The organism is Nocardioides potassii (genome assembly GCF_021648885.1).
Lineage (GTDB): Bacteria > Actinomycetota > Actinomycetes > Propionibacteriales > Nocardioidaceae > Nocardioides > Nocardioides potassii.
This window is the reverse complement of the sequence record NZ_JAKJHZ010000011.1, coordinates 125,556-142,562: the sequence shown is the minus strand read 5'-3', so window position 1 is coordinate 142,562 and position 17,007 is coordinate 125,556. Positions and strand designations below refer to the sequence as shown.

The window sequence follows — 17,007 nt, the reverse complement described above, 5'->3', positions numbered from 1 at the left end:
ATGCGTGGCATGACTGACACTGCTGCTCGCGAGTTCTCCACCGTCGGCGTGATCGGCCTCGGCACCATGGGGGCCGGCATCGCGGAGGTGTTCGCCCGCAACGGCTACGAGGTCATCGGGGTCGAGGTCAACGACGGCGCCGTGGAGCGCGGTCGCCAGCATCTCGAGCACTCCACCGGGCGCGCGGTGAAGCGCGAGAAGATGACCGTGGAGCAGCAGGACGAGCTGCTCGGCCGGATCACCCTGACGACCGACATGGCTGCGCTGTCCGCAGCGGACCTCGTCGTCGAGGCCGTGGTCGAGTCGCTCGCGATCAAGAAGTCGATCTTCGCCACGCTCGACGGCATCGTGCGCGACGACGCGGTCCTGGCCACCAACACCTCCTCGCTCAGCGTCACCGAGATCTCGACGGCCAACTCCAAGCCGGGCCGCGTGATCGGCGTGCACTTCTTCAACCCCGCGCCGGTGCAGAACCTGGTCGAGATCATCAAGACCGTGGTCACCGAGCCCAGCGTCCTCGACGACGTCCAGCGCCTGCTCCGCGACCTCGGCAAGGACCCCGTCGTCTGCGGGGACAAGGCCGGCTTCATCGCCAACACCCTGCTCTTCGGCTACCTCAACCACGCCGTGTCGATGTACGAGGGCAAGTACGCCTCGCGCGAGGACATCGACGCAGCGATGCGGTTCGGCTGCGGCTACCCGATGGGTCCGCTCGCCCTGCTCGACCTGATCGGCCTCGACACCGCCTACGAGATCCTCGACACGATGTACAAGCAGGGGCGTGACCGCCTGCACGCACCCGCTCCGATCCTCAAGCAGTACGTCACCGCGGGGCTGCTGGGTCGCAAGTCGGGCCGCGGCTTCTACACCTACGAGGCACCCGACAGCCCGGTCGTCGTCGCCGACGCCCAGACGCCGAGCGAGGACGACAAGCCGACGCTGCACCACGACATCCGGCAGGTCGGCGTCGTCGGCACCGGCACGATGGCCGCCGGCATCGTCGAGGTCTTCGCCAAGGCCGGCTACGACGTGCTCTTCACCGGCCGTGGCCAGGACAAGGTCGACGGCGTCGTCGCGACCATCACCAGGAACTTCGACAAGCAGATCCAGCGCGGCCGCGCGACCGAGGAGCAGAAGGCGGAGGTGCTCGGCCGGGTGCGGGGCACCACGGCGCTCGACGACCTGCGCGACGTCGACCTCGTCGTCGAGGCGATCGCGGAGGACCTGGCGATCAAGACCACGCTCTTCGAGAACCTCGACGAGATCTGCAAGCCCGGCGCGATCCTCGCGACGACCACGTCCTCGCTGCCGATCATCGCGATGGCCAAGGTGACCAAGCGTCCGCAGGACGTCATCGGCATGCACTTCTTCAACCCGGCCGCGATCATGAAGCTCGTCGAGGTCGTCTCGACGGTCGCGACCGACGAGTCGGTGACCGAGACCGTCCTGGCCCTGTGCGAGAGGGTCGGCAAGGTCGCGGTGCGCTGCGGCGACCGCTCGGGCTTCATCGTCAACGCGCTGCTGTTCCCCTACCTCAACGACGCGGTGAAGATGCTCGAGGCGCACTACGCGACCGCCGACGACATCGACACGGCCATGAAGCTCGGGTGTGCGCTGCCGATGGGACCGTTCGAGCTGCTCGACGTCGTCGGCAACGACGTGTCCCTGGCGATCCAGCGCGAGCTCTACCTCGAGTTCCGCGAGCCGGGCTTCGCGCCGGCGCCGCTGCTGGAGCACCTGGTCACGGCCGGCTACCTCGGTCGCAAGGCCGGGCGCGGCTTCCGCGACTACAGCGCCCGCTGAGTCGGCCAGGGCTCAGTCCGGGGCTCAGTCCAAGGCTCAGTCCAGGGCTCAGTCCAGGCAGAACTCGTTGCCCTCGGGGTCGGTCATCACGATGTGACCGGCCGTGAGCGGCAGCGCGGGCTCGTGCCGCTCGACGCGGGTGGCGCCGAGGGCGACGAGACGCTCGCACTCCGCCTCCAGCGCGGCCATCCGCTCCTCGCCCTCGAGTCCGGGTGCGGCGCGCACGTCGAGGTGGACCCGGTTCTTCGCGGTCTTGCCCTCGGGCACCTGCTGGAAGAACAGCCGCGGCCCGTCGCCGTCGGGGTCCTGCGCGGCGGAGGAGGAGTTCCACTGGGACTCCGGCACGCCGACGTCGCGGAGGAACTCGTGCCACGCCGCGAAGACGTCCTGGCCGGGCGCGACCTCGCGGCCGGGCGGGGGCGGGTTGACGTAGCCCAGCGCGGCCGCCCAGAAGCGGGACAGCGTCTCGGGGTCGTGGGCGTCGAAGGTCACCTGGATCGTCCGGCTCATGCACGACATCCTGCCGCGGCCCACCGACACCCGCGCCGCGAGCGTCGTGACGGGTCAGGCGTGGCTGCGCGAGTGCTCGGTGACGATCCCGGCAAGGCGCGCGCGGGTGTTGATGTCGAGCTTGCGGTAGATGTGGGTCAGGTGCGCGTCGACCGTGCGGGGTGACACGAACAGCTCCTCCGCGATCGCCCGGCTGGTCAGTCCGTGGGCGACCCGCTCGGCCACCTGGCGCTCCGCGGCGGTCAGCTGGTCGAGCACCGACGGCGCGGAGGACGCGGGTCGGTTGAAGACCGCGGTGACGAGCGTGACGGCGTCGTCCGACAGGTCCTCGCCGTCGACCAGCCCGGCCGGAGGCCTGCCGGCGGGCACGACGTCGTAGTCGGCGGAGTAGCCCCAGCGGACCGCCATCCGGGGGGTGCGCAGCGCGAACGCGGCGGCCGCCAGCCCGCGGGCCTCGGGGAGGTCGCGCTCGCGGGCGACGCCGGCCAGGCCGTCGAGGACGTCGGCGGCACGCAGCGGCAGCCGCATCGTGCGGCAGTGCTCGAGGGCGGTGAGGTAGGTGGTCGTGGCCTGCTCGACGTCCCCGAGGCCGACCAGGGCCCGACCCAGCAGGAGCCGGGCCTCGACGCTGTCGCGCCCGAGCCGGGCGGAGTCGGCGAGCGCGACCACGTCGGCCGCGAGCCCGGCGGCCTTGCGGAGCTCCCCGCGGTTGAGCAGGTCGCGCCCGTCCTGGGCGAGCACGGGGAGCCGTACGGCCCACGGCAGGCTCTGCCGGTCGACGTCCGTGGCCTCCCACGTGGGGTCGAGCCCGCGCAGGAGGGTCTCGGCCAGCAGCCCGACCCGGTCCTCGGCGAGCTCGCGTGCCTCGATGACCACGGCACGGGTGCCGGCGACCGCCTCCGCGATGCGGCCCTGCTCGAGCGCGATGCGCGCCAGCAGGGTGCGCGCGGAGAGGCTGATCCACCGCTCGTCACGACTCATCCGCGCCGGCAGCGCGTCGCCGGCCGCCTGCGCGGCCTCGGCGAAGCGACCCTGCGAGGTGAACACGTCGGCCAGCGTGCGGGTCGCCTGCCGTCGGATCGAGCCCTCCGGGTCGAGCTCGAGCGCGCGGCGCGCCTCGCGCTCGGCGAGCTCCATCTCACCGGCGTCGAGGTGCATCTCGGCCCGGATCGACGCGGTCTTGGCGAGCTGCTCCTCCGGTCGCTCGGCGGCCCAGGCGTGCTCGTCGGCGCGGTCGAGCAGCCACAGCCCCTCGTAGGTCCCGCGCACCTCGGAGGCCGCGATCCCGGCACGCCGGGCGATCTGCGCGCCGATGGCCGGTGGACCGTCGCCGCTCGCGACGGCGGCCTCGAGGATCTCGACGGCGTCACGCGCGCGCATCGAGGTGTAGAGGGACGAGAAGATCCGGTTGGCCACCGAGTATCCGTGGGCGCGGGTCTCCGGCTTCGCGCACGCGGTGAGCACGGCGTGGCGCATCGCGGGCAGGTCGTGGAGCCAGTCGGCGTCGGCCGCGCCGTAGTTGTCGTCGGCGGGGGCGTTGTCGTCGGCCCAGGCCAGCAGGCCCGACTCGACCGCCGCGACGTCCTCGGGCCGGGCGAGCGCGCGGGCGCGGCCGCGGATGGGGGAGAGCATGTCGAACTTGCCGTGCACGACCTCGACGAGGCTGCGTCGCACGAGGTTGCCGGCCAGCTCGGCGGAGCGCTGCGGGGACCGGTCGAGGACGCGGGCCAGCACCCCGAGCCCGACCGGGAAGTCCAGGAGCCCGATCCGGCGCAGCGCGGTGGCGCTGTCGTCGTCGAGGAGGTCGTGCGCGGAGTCGACGGCGTCCTCGAGGCTGACCGTCGACATCGCGTTGCTCAGCCCGACCAGCGCGGACTGGACGGCGACCTGCTCGATGAGGAGCGGCAGCCCACCAGTGGCGCGCAGCAGTCGGCGTACCTCCCGCTCCTGCTGCTCGAGGTCGACCGACGGTCCGCCAGCTGCCCGGATGCGGCGCAGGAAGAGCTCGACCGCGGGACCCTCCAGGGGCGCGCGGGTCGAGGGGACCGGCAGCGGCCCCACCCGTACGACGGACTCGTGGGGCTGGTCGGCCGTGGCGAGCGCGGTCACGACGACCCGGGCGTCGGTCGTGCCGTCGACGATCGTCTGGAGGACGGGGCCCGCCCCCGTCGCGTCGAGGTCGAGCCCGTCGAGCACCAGCAGGCAGTCGCGGCCGTCGACGGCCCGCCCGAGCGCACCGGCGAGCGAGTCGCCGGGAGCGGTCTCCGAGTCGAGGCTCTCCAACGCCGCGGCGAGCAGCTCGTCGATCGTCCGCAGGCTCCGTGCGTCGACCCACGACGTCTGTCGCTCGGCCGCGACGTGACGCACGATCAAGGTCTTGCCGCTGCCGGGAGGGCCCACCACCGTCACCCAGCGGGACTCCTCGAGCGCCTGGCCCAACGCACGCCGGACGTCGTCGCGACCCAGGCACGGAGAGAGCACGGGACGAATCTATCGCCGATCGGACGGTGTGCCCGGGAATGAGTTACGTAGGACTACGGATGCCCGCGCCCACCCGTTCGGGGGAGGGTTGACCCGCGCCGAGGGGTGGCGGGACCGCACAGGGGAGGGTCTCGCGACCGCCGGCCGTTTCTCCGGGCAGGCCGGGCATCGTCGGGGGTCGATGCGCGGCCTGTCCGTGTTGGCCCGCTGCGTAGGCTGGCGCCATGGAACTCGTGCTCGTGCTGGTCGTCCTCGGCGGGCTGACGGCGGTCGCCGTGGCCGCGGGGAGGACGAACAAGCGGCGCGAGCTCGAGCGCGCGGAGGCCGAGATCGCACCCGTGAAGCGGCTCGCCGAGGAGGACGTCACGGCCCTCGGCGTCGAGCTCCAGGACCTCGACATCGACCTGGCCGGCCAGGAGCTTGACCCGGGCGCCAACGCCGACTACCAGCGTGCGCTCGACGCGTACGAGTCCGCGAAGACCGCGGCCGCCGCGCTCACCCGGGCCGAGGACGTACGGCACGTGACCGAGATCCTCGAGGACGGTCGCTACGCCATGGCGTGCGTCCGCGCCCGTGTGGCCGGCGAGCCCCTGCCGCAGCGACGCCCACCGTGCTTCTTCGACCCGCGCCACGGCCTGTCGGTGGCCGACGTGCCGTGGACGCCACCGGGCGGTGCCCAGCGCGACGTGCCCGCCTGCGCCCTCGACGTCGAGCGCGTGCGGGCGGGCGCGGAGCCCGACATCCGCAAGGTCATGGTCGGCTCGCGCCGCGTGCCCTACTGGCAGGGCGGCCGCGCCTACCAGCCCTACGCGCAGGGCTACTTCGGCACCTTCGGCCCGATGGACTGGATGTTCATGGGGATGCTCTTCGGCGGTGGTTTCGACGGGATCGGCGACGGGATCGGCGCGATCGGCGAGGGTCTCGGCGACATGTTCGGCGGCATCGGTGACGGCATCGGCGGGATGTTCGACGGGTTCGACGGCTTCGACTTCTGAGGCCGCTCACCGTCCCCTCAACTCTGCGTTCACCCCCAGGGAGGTCCCTCCCCCGCAAGGGTGTGCGCACTCCTGATTCCGCAGGTCTAGCGTCGCGAGACATGGCCGGAGTCGAGACAGGCACGATCACCACTGACATCCCCGCCCGGATGGACCGACTGCCGTGGGCCAGGTGGCACTGGCTCGTGGTCATCGGCCTCGGCACCGTCTGGATCCTGGACGGCCTCGAGGTCACCATCGTCGGCTCCATGTCGGAGGCGCTCAAGCCCGACGACACCGGGCTCGGCCTCTCCAGCTCCGACGTCGGCCTCGCCGGTGCGATGTACGTCGCCGGGGCGTGCATCGGCGCGCTCCTGTTCGGACAGCTGACGGACCGGTTCGGCCGGAAGAAGCTCTTCATCCTGACGCTCGGCGTCTACACCGTCGCCACCGTGCTGACGGCGTTCTCGATGAACCCGATGTGGTACTTCGGCTGCCGGTTCCTCACCGGAATGGGCATCGGCGGTGAGTACGCCGCCATCAACTCCGCGATCGACGAGCTGATCCCGGCCAAGTACCGCGGCCGGGTGGACGTCGCGATCAACGGCTCCTTCTGGGTCGGCGCAGCCCTCGGCTCGCTGCTGACCATCCCGCTGCTCGACCCCAACATCGTCGACCCCGCCTGGGGCTGGCGCGCCGCGTTCGGGCTCGGTGCCGTGCTCGCGGTCGGCATCCTCGTCGTACGACGCCACGTGCCGGAGAGCCCGCGCTGGCTCTTCATCCACGAGCGTGAGGACGAGGCCGAGCGCATCGTCAAGGACATCGAGCACACGGTCGAGGAGGAGACGGGCAAGAGCCTGCACGGCGTCGACCAGACGATCACGATCCGCCAGCGCAAGACGATCAGCCTGCCGCTCATCGCCAAGACCGTCTTCACGCTCTACCCGCGTCGCACGATCCTGTGCTTCTCGCTCTTCGTCGGCCAGGCGTTCCTCTACAACGCGTTCTTCTTCACCTACGGCGACACCCTCACCACGTTCCTCGACGTCAAGCAGACCGGGTGGTACCTCGCCATCTTCGCGGTCAGCAACTTCCTCGGGGCGCTGCTGCTGAGCCCGCTGTTCGACAGCCTCGGGCGCGTGAAGATGATCGCCGGCACCTACATCCTGTCCGGCGTGCTGCTCGCCGTCGCGGGCACGATGCTGAGCAGCCTGAGCGCGGTCACGCTGACGCTCTTCGGCGTCATCATCTTCTTCTTCGCCTCGGCCGGCGCGAGCGCGGCCTACCTCACCGCCTCGGAGATCTTCCCGATGGAGACCCGGGCGCTGTGCATCGCGTTCTTCTACGCCATCGGCACCGCGGCGGGCGGCATCACCGGCCCGCTGCTCTTCGGCAAGCTCATCGACGGGGCGGACGCCATCACCGGCATCGCCCCGGGCTACTACCTCGGCGCGGCCCTGATGATCGCCGGTGGCATCGTCGAGATCTTCCTCGGCGTCAAGGCCGAGGGGCAGTCGCTCGAGGACATCGCCCAGCCGCTCACCGCCGAGGACCAACCGTCGTCCGGGGGAGAGCAGCGCGAGAGGAGCAACGCATGAGCCCGATGCCGCCACCCAAGCCGTCCACCGAGGGGCCTCGCGACCGGCAGGTCTTCCACGAGATGGGCCAGATCGTCCGTGCGCTGGAGGCACACGGCCCCACCGAGCCCGACCAGCTCCGCGAGATCGTCGGCGGGCGCTGGTGGGAGGAGAACCGGTTCGACCGCGCGCTCGCGCTAGCCGCCAGCGACGGCCTGGTCCACACCACCGACGACGGCAAGGTCGTCGCGACCTGACGCACGGAGGCTCCCGCCCGTGCGGGAGGATGCTCCGGTGAGCCTGCACCGCACCGAGCTCGGCACGTCCGGGTCACGCGTCGTCTTCTGCCACGGCCTCTTCGGGCAGGGCAAGAACTGGACGCAGGCCGCCAAGGCCCTGAGCACCGACCACCGGGTGCTGCTGCTCGACATGCCCAACCACGGCCGGTCGCCCTGGACGGAGCGCTTCGACTACGTCGACCTGGCGGACCTCGTCGCGGCCGACCTCGGCCAGTGGTCGGGCGAGGAGCCCGTTGCCCTGGTCGGGCACTCGATGGGCGGCAAGATCGCCATGTGCCTGGCGCTCCGGCACCCGGAGCTGGTCGAGCGGCTGGTCGTCGTCGACGTGGCTCCGGTCGCCTACCCGAGCGGCCGGGAGTTCGTCGGCTACATCGAGACCATGCGCGGGCTCGACCTGTCGACGCTCGAGAGCCGCGGCCAGGCCGACGAGGCGCTGCGCGAGCCCGTTCCCAACCCGGTCGTGCGGAGCTTCCTGCTGCAGAACCTCCGCCGCACCGAGGGCCAGGACGGGGCCGGCTGGCACTGGCAGGTCAACCTCGACCTGCTCGGCGCGTCGATGGACGGCCTGACCGGGTGGCCGGCCGACCGGCTGGGGGAGGCGTCGTACGACGGCCCGGTGCTGTGGGTCGGTGGCGCCGACTCCGACTACATCGACGACGCGCACGCTCCGGAGATGGACCGTCGGTTCCCGCGCAACCGGCGGGTCCTCGTGAAGGGTGCGGGTCACTGGGTCCACTCGGAGCAGCCCGCGGTCTTCCTCGAGGTGCTCCGGCGCTTCCTCCCGTCGGCGGACCCGACCGACTAGGACCTCTGGCGGGCCCGGTAGGCGGCGACGGCTTCGCGGTTGCCGCACGTGGTAGAGCAGTAGCGGCGCGAGCGGTTGCGGGAGAGGTCGAGCACGACGTCGTCGCAGTCGTCGGCGGCGCAGCGGTCGAGCCGCGACATCTCGTCCGCGCGGATCACGTCCACCATCGCCATCGCGGTCTCGACTATCACGCGCTCCTCGAGCGGACGGTCGGGGTCGACCGCGTGGATGTGCCAGTCCCAGTGGTCGTGGCGTTGGAGCTGGGGGACCGCCTTCGCCTCGGCGAGCATGCCGTTGACGATCTCGACCGCCTCGTCGCGCTCGGCGAGCAGGAGGGCCCGGAGCGCCGGCCGGAGACGGCGTACGGCGTCGAGCTCGGCCTCCGTCGCGTCGAGCCGGCCGGTGTAGGGCCAGGAGGCCAGGAAGGCGGACAGGTCCTCGACCGAGCCGAGGGGCTCGCCGGGCTCGTCGGTGGAGTTGGCCAGCGCGACCGCGGCCCGCAGGGACGCGTCGGTGTCATCCGTGAACAGCACGTTGACACATTACAGGACGCCGCCATAGTGTCATGACCGTGACGGCTTTGACGCATGACACCTCCCGGACGACCACCGGCCTCGCGCTGGCGGTCGCGTCCGCGGCCTCGTTCGGCCTGTCCGGCGTGCTGGCCCGCGGGCTGCTCGACACGGGGTGGAGCGCCGGGGCGACGGTCGCCCTGCGCATCGCCATCGCCGCCGCGGTGCTCGTGGTCCCGGGCGTGCTCGCCCTGCGGGGTCGGTGGCACCTGGTCCGCACCAACGCCGGCGTGATCGGTGTCTACGGCGTCGCCGCCGTCGCCGGGGCACAGCTGTGCTACTTCTACGCCGTCTCCTACATGCAGGTCAGCGTCGCGCTGCTGCTGGAGTACACCGCTCCAGTTGCCGTCGTCGTCTGGCTGTGGCTGCGCCACGGGCACCGGCCGTCGGCCGTCACGCTGCTCGGCGCGGGGATCGCCGCGGCGGGTCTCGTGCTGGTGCTCGACGTCGTCTCCGGGGCGGAGCTGAGCGCCGTGGGCGTGCTGTGGGCACTCGGCGCGATGGTCGGCGCGGCGACGTACTTCATCATCTCCGCCGACGAGGACAACGGCCTGCCCGGCATCACGCTGGCCGCCGGCGGCCTCCTGGTCGGCGGGGTCGTCCTCCTCGCGGCCGGCCTCTCGGGCCTGCTGCCCTTCCGTGCCTCCACGGCGGACGCGGTGTACGACGGCCGCGCCGTGGCGTGGTGGATCCCGGTCGTGGCGCTGGGCCTGGTGACCGCGGCGTTCTCCTACGTCACCGGCATCGCGGCCGGCCGCCGCCTCGGCAGCCGCCTGGCGTCGTTCGTGGCGCTCGGCGAGGTCCTGGCCGCGGTGATCTGGGCGTGGCTGCTGCTCGACGAGCTGCCGCGCGGCGTCCAGCTCGCCGGCGGTGTGCTGGTGCTGGTCGGTGTCGTCGTGGTCAAGCTGGGGGAGGGCCGGACGCCGCTGGTCGCCGAGCCGCTGCCCGACGACGAGCTCGAGGTCAGCGAGCGTCCTGCCGCTTGAGGAACACCTCGCGGTGCAGGAGCAGGAGAGCCGCGGCGACGGGTACGGCGAGCAGCGCGCCCACGACGCCCATCAGTGAGCCACCGACGAGCGCGGCCACGACCGTGACCGAGCCCGGCAGGTCGACCGACTTCTTCATGATCCGCGGGTAGATCACGTAGGACTCGAACTGCTGGTAGGCGAGGTAGTAGACGAGCGCCACCAGTGCGATCGTGGGTGAGACCGTCAGGCCGAGCAGCGTCATGACCACGCCGGAGACGACGGCGCCCACCACCGGGATCAGCGAGAAGAGCCCGACCACGAAGGCCAGCGCGAAGGCGTAGTCGCCGAGGCCCACCACGAACGAGAAGATCAGCGTGCTGATGCCGGCGCAGACCGAGACGAGGAACGCCCCGGCCACGTAGGCACCGGTCGAGCGGATGATCCGGTCACCGAGCTCGCTGACCCGGGGACGCCTCGACGCCGGCGCCAGCGAGTAGCCGGCGTGCTTGATGCTGGGCAGCGAGGCCAGGAAGTAGATCATCAGCACGATCACGATCAGGCTGTTGGTGAGCGCGGAGAGCACGCGGAGGCCGACGCCGAGCGCACCCCCGAACACCTTCTGGCCGAACTCGCCGTTCTGGATGTACTCCTGGACCTTGGCGATGATGTCGAACTGGTCGTCCAGCTTCTGCACCTGGCTGTTGGCCTGGAGGTCGTCGAGCCAGCCCGGAGCGTTGCGGGTGATCTGCGCGATCTGGTCGCTGATGACGGGTGCGACGGCGACGACGAACATCGCCAGCACACCGATCACGACGACGAGCACCAGCAGCACGGACAGGCCGCGGCGCACGCCGCGACGCATGAAGAACTCGACGACCGGGTTGAGCCCGACGGCCAGGAACATCGACATCACGAGCAGGATCAGCACCGAGGAGATGCTGAGCAGCTGGTTGGTCAGGAAGACGGCGACGACTGCGCCCAGGGCGCCGAAGAACCCGATCTTGAACGGGGAGTGGCGCAGCAGCAGCGGCGTCGGGGCCGGCTCGGCCGGGGCGGGCACGTAGGGGAGCGGGTGCTCGTCGTCGACGACGAGGTCGACGGAGTCGTCGATCTGCTCGGCGATCGCTGCCGCCGACTTCGCCGACTCCTCGGCAGCGTCGGCCGCGGCCTCCGCACGGTCGGCGTCCTCACTGACCTGCTCGACGACCTCCTCGAGCTCCGGCGGCAGCTCGGCGTCCGTGCCGTCGTCGCTGGGGTCGTCGCTGGGGTCGGCGTCGCGCGAGGTCGTGGCCTCGCGGAGCCGGTCGCGCCAGCTCAGGACTTGTCCTCGGCGAAGCCCGCGACCACGTCGCGCAGGGCACCGAGCTGGGCCGTGATCGCGTCGCGGCGCTTGGTGATCCGCTCGACCTCCGCCTGGATGTTGGCGAGCTCGCGCTCGGCCTCCGCGGCGCGGGTCGCGCCGATCGAGTCGGCCTGGGTGCGCGCGGAGGCCACCACCTGCTCCGCCTCGCGGCGGGCGCGGGCGAGCAGGCCCTCGGCCTCGCTCTGTGCCTGCTGACGGTGCGCGTTGGCCTGGGCCGTCGCCTCGCGGGCGCGCTGCTCGGCGGCGGACGCCCGCTCCTCGGCCTCGGCCACGAGCCGCTGGGTCTCGGCGGTGGCGTTGGAGTGGTGCTCGGCGGCCTCGCGGGCGAGCCGCTCCTTCTCCACCGCCAGGGTGCGGCGGGCCTCCTGGACCTCCCGGTCCGCAGCCGCGCGCGCCTGCTCGGCCTCCCGGGTTGCGGTCACCCGGAGCTCGTTGGTCTCCTGCTGGGCAGCGAGCCGCAGCTGGTCGGACTCGCGGCGGGCGGCGGCCAGGACGTCCTCGGCCTCGGCCTTGGCCAGGTTGCGCTCGGTCTCGGCGTCGGCGGTGATCCGCGCGCGCATCTCGTCGAGCTCCTTGAGCTGGACCAGCCGCATGTCGTCGGCCTCACGAGCGGCGTCAGCGCGGATGCTGTGGGCGTCGCGCTCGGCCTGCGCGCGGATCTCGTCGGCGTCGCGACGAGCGGCGGTGCGGACGTCGGCGGCCTCCTCCTCAGCAAGCTTGAGCATGGAGGTGGCCCGGCCCCCGAGGCCGGCGTAGGTCGGGTTCGAGTTCTCCTCGAGCTCCGTGCGGACCCGCTCCAGCTCGGCCTCGAGCTCGATGACGCGCTGCTCGCTGCTGGCCAGGCTGGTGGCGAGCCCGGACTTCTCGCTCTGGAGCTGTCCGACCCGCTGGTCGACCGCGGTGCGGTCGTAGCCACCACGCCGTACGACGGGCAGTGGGGCGGCCGCCGGCGGAACCACGGGAGGTCGGGCGGCCGCCGGGGACTGGGCCGGAGGCTGGGCGGGAGCCGCGCGGGGCGGGATGACCGGCGCCCGGACGGTGGGCGCCTCGTCGACGGCCGGCGCTGCCGGCCCGGGCTTGACGACCGAAGTCCTCGTGGTCGCCTCGGCCGGTTGCTCCGTGCTGGTGGCGGGCTTCGTCACCGGCATGACCTGGGTCTCCTCACCCGCGTCGTCACCGGTCTCCGGCTCGTCGTCGAAGATGGACAGGCCCTGGTCGGAGCTCATGCTGCGACACCCACTCTCACGTCGTACGGACTGCACGTTCACTGTCGCCCTCAGTCTTGCCGATGCCCGGACATGAGGACACCCCGGCTCGCCCGAGGGGGGTGAGCCGGGGTGTGACGAATCTCAGACGTGCCTCCGGAGGGGTGAGGTCACCCTCCGATCACGCTCTGATCTCGCAGGGTCAGACGCCGCGGAAGCGGTTGATGGCCGTCTCGTGCTGCGCGCGCATCTCGTGGTCGCGCACGCCGAGACCCTCCTCGGGCGCCAGGCAGAGGACACCGACCTTGCCCTGGTGGGCGTTCTGGTGGACGTCGAGCGAGGCCTGGCCGACCTCGTCGAGGGTGTAGGTCTTCGAGAGCGTCGGGTGGATCTTGCCCTTGGCGATGAGGCGGTTGGCCTCCCACGACTCGCGGTAGTTGGCGAAGTGGCTGGAGATGATCCGCTTGAGGTTCATCCAGAGGTAGCGGTTGTCGTACTCGTGCATGTAGCCCGACGTCGACGCGCACGTGGTGATCGTGCCGCCCTTGCGGGTGACGTAGACGGACGCGCCGAAGGTCTCGCGGCCGGGGTGCTCGAAGACGATGTCGATGTCCTCGCCGCCGGTGAGCTCACGGATGCGGGCGCCGAAGCGCTTCCACTCGCGCGGGTCCTGCTCGGTCCCCTCGTCGTTCCAGAACTTGTAGCCCTCCTCCGAGCGGTTGATGATCAGCTCGGCGCCCATGCTCCGCGCGATCTTCGCCTTCTCCTCGTTGGAGACCACGCACACCGGCGTCGCGCCGCCGTTGAGGGCGTACTGCGTCGCGAAGCCGCCGAGGCCTCCGGAGGCGCCCCAGATGAGGACGTTGTCGCCCTGCTTCATGTTGCCGCCGTTGGTGGAGACGAGCTGGCGGTACGCCGTGCAGTTCACGAGGCCGGGGGAGGCCGCCTCCTCCCACGTGAGGTGCTCGGGCTTCGGCATCAGCTGGTTGGCCTTGACCATCGCGACGTCGGCGAGGCCGCCGAAGTTGGTCTCGAAGCCCCAGATCCGCTGCTCGGTGTCGAGCATCGTGTCGTTGTGGCCGTCGGGGCCCTCGAGCTCGACCGACAGGCAGTGGGCGACGACGCGGTCGCCCGGCTTCCAACGGGTGACGCCGGGGCCGGTCTTGAGCACGACGCCGGCGAGGTCGGAGCCGACGACGTGGTAGGGCAGGTCGTGGCGCTTGGTGAGCTCGGAGCTGCGGCCGTAGCGCTCGAGGAAGCCGAAGGTGGAGACCGGCTCGAAGATCGAGGTCCACACGGTGTTGTAGTTGATCGCGCTCGCCATCACCGCGACGAAGGCCTCGCCGGGTCCGAGCTCGGGCAGCGGGACGTCCTCGACGTGGAGGGACTCGCGCGGGTCCTTCTCCTTGGCGGTGAGGCCCTCGAACATGTCGACCTCGTCCTTCTTCACGAAGGCGGCGCGGTAGGACTCGGGGAGCTCCAGGGAGGCGAAGTCGTCCGGGGTGGCGCTGTCGGACTGGATGGCGTCGAGGATCTTCTGCACGGCTGTCTCCTGCGTCAGGGGCGGTGAGGGATCGGTGGGATCGGGTCAAGGTACCGGCGAGTAACCTCGAGTGGGGCAGTGTGTGAGGTACGTCGCTCAGTGCGGGGCGCGGGCGGGCTCCACCAGCTCGACGAGCACCCCGCCGGCGTCCTTGGGGTGGATGAAGTTGACGCGGCTGTCGGAGGTGCCACGGCGCGGGGCGTCGTACAGCAGCCGGAGGCCGCGCTCGCGCAGCACGCCGGCGACGTGCTCGACGTCGTCGACACGGAACGCGAGCTGCTGGATGCCCGGTCCGTTGCGGTCGAGGAACTTCGCGATGGTGGACTCCGGCGTCAGCGGCGCGAGCAGCTGGATGCACGAGCCCGACGGGTTGGACGAGCCGGGGCCGACGCCGACCATCGCCTCGCGCACGCCCTGCTCCTCGTTGACCTCCTCGTGGAGGACCCGCATGCCGTAGGTGTCGCGGTAGAAGGCCATCGCCTCGTCGAGGTCCGCCACGGCGATCCCCACGTGGTCGATGGCGGTGAAGAGGTGCTGGACGTCGTCGGGGAGCTGGTTCGCGGCTGCCTGGTCGGTCATGGGCCACATCGTGCACGCAGGTGAGCAGGGGCGCGAGGGGGTGTGACGTGTGCCTCACGCCGGGTGCCTCACAGCCACTGCCGCGGCGCCCACGACGGTGGGTATCGTCGGGCGCATGACCAGTTCTGTGATCGTCGCTGGAGCGCGTACCCCCATCGGCCGCCTGCTGGGTGGCCTCAAGGACCAGTCGGCCGCCGACCTCGGTGGCGTCGCCATCAAGGGCGCGCTCGAGAAGGCCGGCGTCACCGGCGAGCAGGTCGACTACGTGATCATGGGCCAGGTCATCCAGGCCGGTGCCGGCCAGATCACCGCCCGCCAGGCGGCGGTCAAGGGAGGCATCCCGATGAACGTCCCCTCGATCACCATCAACAAGGTCTGCCTGTCCGGCCTCAACGCGATCGCGATGGCCGACCAGCTGATCCGCGCCGGCGAGCAAGAGATCGTCGTGGCCGGCGGCATGGAGTCGATGACCCAGGCGCCGCACCTGCTCCCCAAGAGCCGCGAGGGCTTCAAGTACGGCGACACCGCGCTGGTCGACTCGATGGCCTACGACGCGCTCTACGACCAGTTCACCCACCAGGCGATGATCAGCCTGACCGACGGCTGCAACGCCGCCGGCGCCAACCTGACCCGCGAGGAGCAGGACGCCTTCTCGGCCCAGTCGCACCAGCGCGCGGCGCTCGCGTGGAAGAACGGCGTCTTCGACGACGAGGTCGTCCCGGTCACGATCCCGAGCCGCAAGGGCGACATCACCGTCAGCGAGGACGAGGGCATCCGCGGCGACACGACCGTGGAGTCCCTCGCCGGGCTGCGCCCCGTCGCCAAGGACGGCACGATCACGGCCGGATCCGCCTCCCAGATCTCCGACGGCGCCTGCGCCGTCGTCGTGATGAGCAAGGCGAAGGCCGAGGAGCTCGGCCTGACCTGGCTCGCCGAGATCGGCGCGTCCGGCCAGGTGGCCGGCCCCGACTCCTCCCTCCAGCTCCAGCCGGCCAACGCGATCGCGAAGGCCGCTGAGAAGGAGGGCATCGCGGTGTCCGACATCGACCTGTTCGAGCTCAACGAGGCCTTCGCCGCGGTCGGCATCGAGTCCGCCCGCCAGCTCGGCGTCGACCAGGACAAGGTCAACGTCAACGGCGGCGCGATCGCGCTCGGCCACCCGGTCGGCATGTCCGGGGCCCGCATCGTGCTCCACCTGGCCCTCGAGCTCCAGCGTCGCGGCGGCGGGACCGGTGCGGCCGCGCTCTGCGGCGGCGGCGGCCAGGGCGACGCCCTGATCCTCCGCGTGCCCGCCTCCTGAGGCTGCCGTGCCGCCACGGGGCACCCCGTCGGTCCCCGACCTCGTCGCCCGGGCGCGCGGGGGCGAGCCGGCCGCGGTAGCCCGCCTGATCACGCTTGTCGAGACCGACTCCCCGGTCCTGCGCGAGGTGATGGCTGAGCTCCGGGCGCACACCGGGAAAGCCCACGTCCTGGGCATCACCGGGGCGCCTGGCGTCGGGAAGTCCACCTCGACCAGTGCGCTCGTCGGTGCCCTGCGGGCCGACGGCCGCCGCGTGGGCGTGCTGGCCATCGACCCGTCCTCGCCGTTCTCCGGTGGCGCCCTGCTCGGTGACCGCGTCCGGATGGGCGACCACGCGCTCGACCCCGACGTCTTCATCCGCTCCATGGGTGCCCGCGGGCACCTCGGCGGCCTGGCCCGCGCCACCCCGCAGGCGGTGCGGGTCCTCGACGCCGCCGGCTGCGACGTGGTGGTCGTGGAGACGGTGGGCGTCGGCCAGAGCGAGGTGGAGGTGGCCGGCCTCGCCGACACCACCCTCGTGCTCCTCGCGCCCGGGATGGGCGACGGCATCCAGGCGGCCAAGGCCGGGATCCTCGAGATCGGTGACGTGTACGCCGTCAACAAGGCGGATCGGGAGGGCGCCGACCGCACCCGCCGCGAGCTGCGCACGATGCTGTCGATGGCCGAGCGGCCAGAGGGTGCCTGGCGGCCCCCGGTGGTGCAGACCGTGGCCAGCACGGGGCTGGGGATCGACGGGCTGCTGGCCGAGGTCGACCGCCATGCGGCGTGGCTCGACGACTCCGGTGAGCTCGCCCGTCGTCGTACGGCGCGGGCGCGGAGCGAGGTCGAGGCGATCGCCCTCGCCGCGGTGCGCCAGCGGTGGGAGCGCTCCGGCAGCGCCGACCTCGACGACCTGGCCGCGCGCGTGGCCGGCGGTGAGGTCGACCCCTACGCAGCCGCGGACGAGGTCGTCGCGCGGACCTGACGCGGGTGCCCCGTCGTCGCGAGGTCCCCGGCGGAGGCCCCGCCCCGCCCACGAGCCGCCTGAT

Annotated in this window: 15 protein-coding genes; 8 read left to right on the top strand and 7 right to left on the bottom strand. The window is 71.8% G+C overall.

From position 1 onward, the window contains the following. The first annotated feature begins 9 nt into the window (after window positions 1–9). Window positions 10–1,803, top strand: a complete 1,794-nt coding sequence (locus L2K70_RS18960) for a 3-hydroxyacyl-CoA dehydrogenase family protein (protein ID WP_236404869.1) — start codon at window positions 10–12, stop codon at window positions 1,801–1,803. 48 nt (window positions 1,804–1,851) lie between these two features. Here L2K70_RS18960 and L2K70_RS18955 read toward each other — a convergent pair whose 3' ends face one another. After that, window positions 1,852–2,313 carry a VOC family protein gene (locus L2K70_RS18955; protein WP_236404868.1) on the bottom strand — a complete coding sequence of 154 codons (462 nt, stop codon included), beginning with the start codon at window positions 2,311–2,313 and terminating at the stop codon, window positions 1,852–1,854. A gap of 54 nt (window positions 2,314–2,367) precedes the next feature. After that, window positions 2,368–4,794, bottom strand: a complete 2,427-nt coding sequence (locus tag L2K70_RS21820; protein WP_236404867.1) for a LuxR C-terminal-related transcriptional regulator — start codon at window positions 4,792–4,794, stop codon at window positions 2,368–2,370. Between the two features lie 224 nt (window positions 4,795–5,018). Between L2K70_RS21820 and L2K70_RS18945 the strand changes: the two genes are divergently transcribed. From L2K70_RS18945 to L2K70_RS18930, 4 genes are all read left to right on the top strand, one after another. Further along, window positions 5,019–5,789 (top strand): hypothetical protein, encoded by a 771-nt coding sequence (locus L2K70_RS18945; protein ID WP_236404866.1) that lies wholly within the window; start codon window positions 5,019–5,021, stop codon window positions 5,787–5,789. A 101-nt stretch (window positions 5,790–5,890) separates the two neighbouring features. After that, window positions 5,891–7,366, top strand: coding sequence for an MFS transporter (locus L2K70_RS18940; RefSeq protein WP_236404865.1), 1,476 nt, complete (start codon window positions 5,891–5,893; stop codon window positions 7,364–7,366). Continuing rightward, on the top strand, window positions 7,363–7,602 hold the full coding sequence (locus L2K70_RS18935; RefSeq protein WP_236404863.1) for a hypothetical protein: 240 nt from the start codon (window positions 7,363–7,365) through the stop codon (window positions 7,600–7,602). The genes L2K70_RS18940 and L2K70_RS18935 overlap by 4 nt, the downstream gene beginning before the upstream one ends. Window positions 7,603–7,639: 37 nt before the next feature. Further along, the gene (locus tag L2K70_RS18930; protein WP_236404860.1) at window positions 7,640–8,449 is read left to right on the top strand and encodes an alpha/beta fold hydrolase; all 810 of its coding nucleotides are present in this window, start codon (window positions 7,640–7,642) and stop codon (window positions 8,447–8,449) included. Here L2K70_RS18930 and L2K70_RS18925 read toward each other — a convergent pair. Continuing rightward, entirely contained in the window at window positions 8,446–8,982 is a 537-nt protein-coding gene (locus L2K70_RS18925; RefSeq protein WP_236404859.1) for a CGNR zinc finger domain-containing protein, read from the bottom strand. The two genes, L2K70_RS18930 and L2K70_RS18925, sit on opposite strands and share 4 nt — an antisense overlap. Window positions 8,983–9,020: 38 nt before the next feature. Here L2K70_RS18925 and L2K70_RS18920 point away from each other — a divergent pair, with 38 nt between their 5' ends. After that, the gene (locus tag L2K70_RS18920; protein ID WP_236404857.1) at window positions 9,021–10,007 is read left to right on the top strand and encodes an EamA family transporter; all 987 of its coding nucleotides are present in this window, start codon (window positions 9,021–9,023) and stop codon (window positions 10,005–10,007) included. On the opposite strand, the gene L2K70_RS18915 is transcribed toward L2K70_RS18920, so the two are convergent. The 4 genes from L2K70_RS18915 to mce all read right to left on the bottom strand — a co-directional run bounded on the left by L2K70_RS18915 (window position 9,985) and on the right by mce (window position 14,679). Continuing rightward, window positions 9,985–11,049, bottom strand: a complete 1,065-nt coding sequence (locus L2K70_RS18915; protein WP_236404855.1) for an AI-2E family transporter — start codon at window positions 11,047–11,049, stop codon at window positions 9,985–9,987. The two genes, L2K70_RS18920 and L2K70_RS18915, sit on opposite strands and share 23 nt — an antisense overlap. Window positions 11,050–11,303: 254 nt before the next feature. Next, entirely contained in the window at window positions 11,304–12,578 is a 1,275-nt protein-coding gene (locus L2K70_RS18910; RefSeq protein ID WP_236404853.1) for a coiled-coil domain-containing protein, read from the bottom strand. A gap of 181 nt (window positions 12,579–12,759) precedes the next feature. Then, window positions 12,760–14,100: a crotonyl-CoA carboxylase/reductase gene (gene ccrA, locus L2K70_RS18905; protein ID WP_236404852.1), complete on the bottom strand. Its 1,341-nt coding sequence runs from the start codon at window positions 14,098–14,100 to the stop codon at window positions 12,760–12,762. A gap of 96 nt (window positions 14,101–14,196) precedes the next feature. Further along, window positions 14,197–14,679, bottom strand: coding sequence for a methylmalonyl-CoA epimerase (mce, locus tag L2K70_RS18900; protein WP_236404851.1), 483 nt, complete (start codon window positions 14,677–14,679; stop codon window positions 14,197–14,199). Between the two features lie 115 nt (window positions 14,680–14,794). Here mce and L2K70_RS18895 point away from each other — a divergent pair, with 115 nt between their 5' ends. Both L2K70_RS18895 and meaB read left to right on the top strand, forming a co-directional pair. Further along, window positions 14,795–15,979 (top strand): acetyl-CoA C-acetyltransferase, encoded by a 1,185-nt coding sequence (locus L2K70_RS18895; protein ID WP_236404850.1) that lies wholly within the window; start codon window positions 14,795–14,797, stop codon window positions 15,977–15,979. Between the two features lie 7 nt (window positions 15,980–15,986). Further along, window positions 15,987–16,943, top strand: a complete 957-nt coding sequence (gene meaB, locus L2K70_RS18890; protein ID WP_236404849.1) for a methylmalonyl Co-A mutase-associated GTPase MeaB — start codon at window positions 15,987–15,989, stop codon at window positions 16,941–16,943. The last annotated feature ends 64 nt before the right edge of the window (window positions 16,944–17,007 follow it).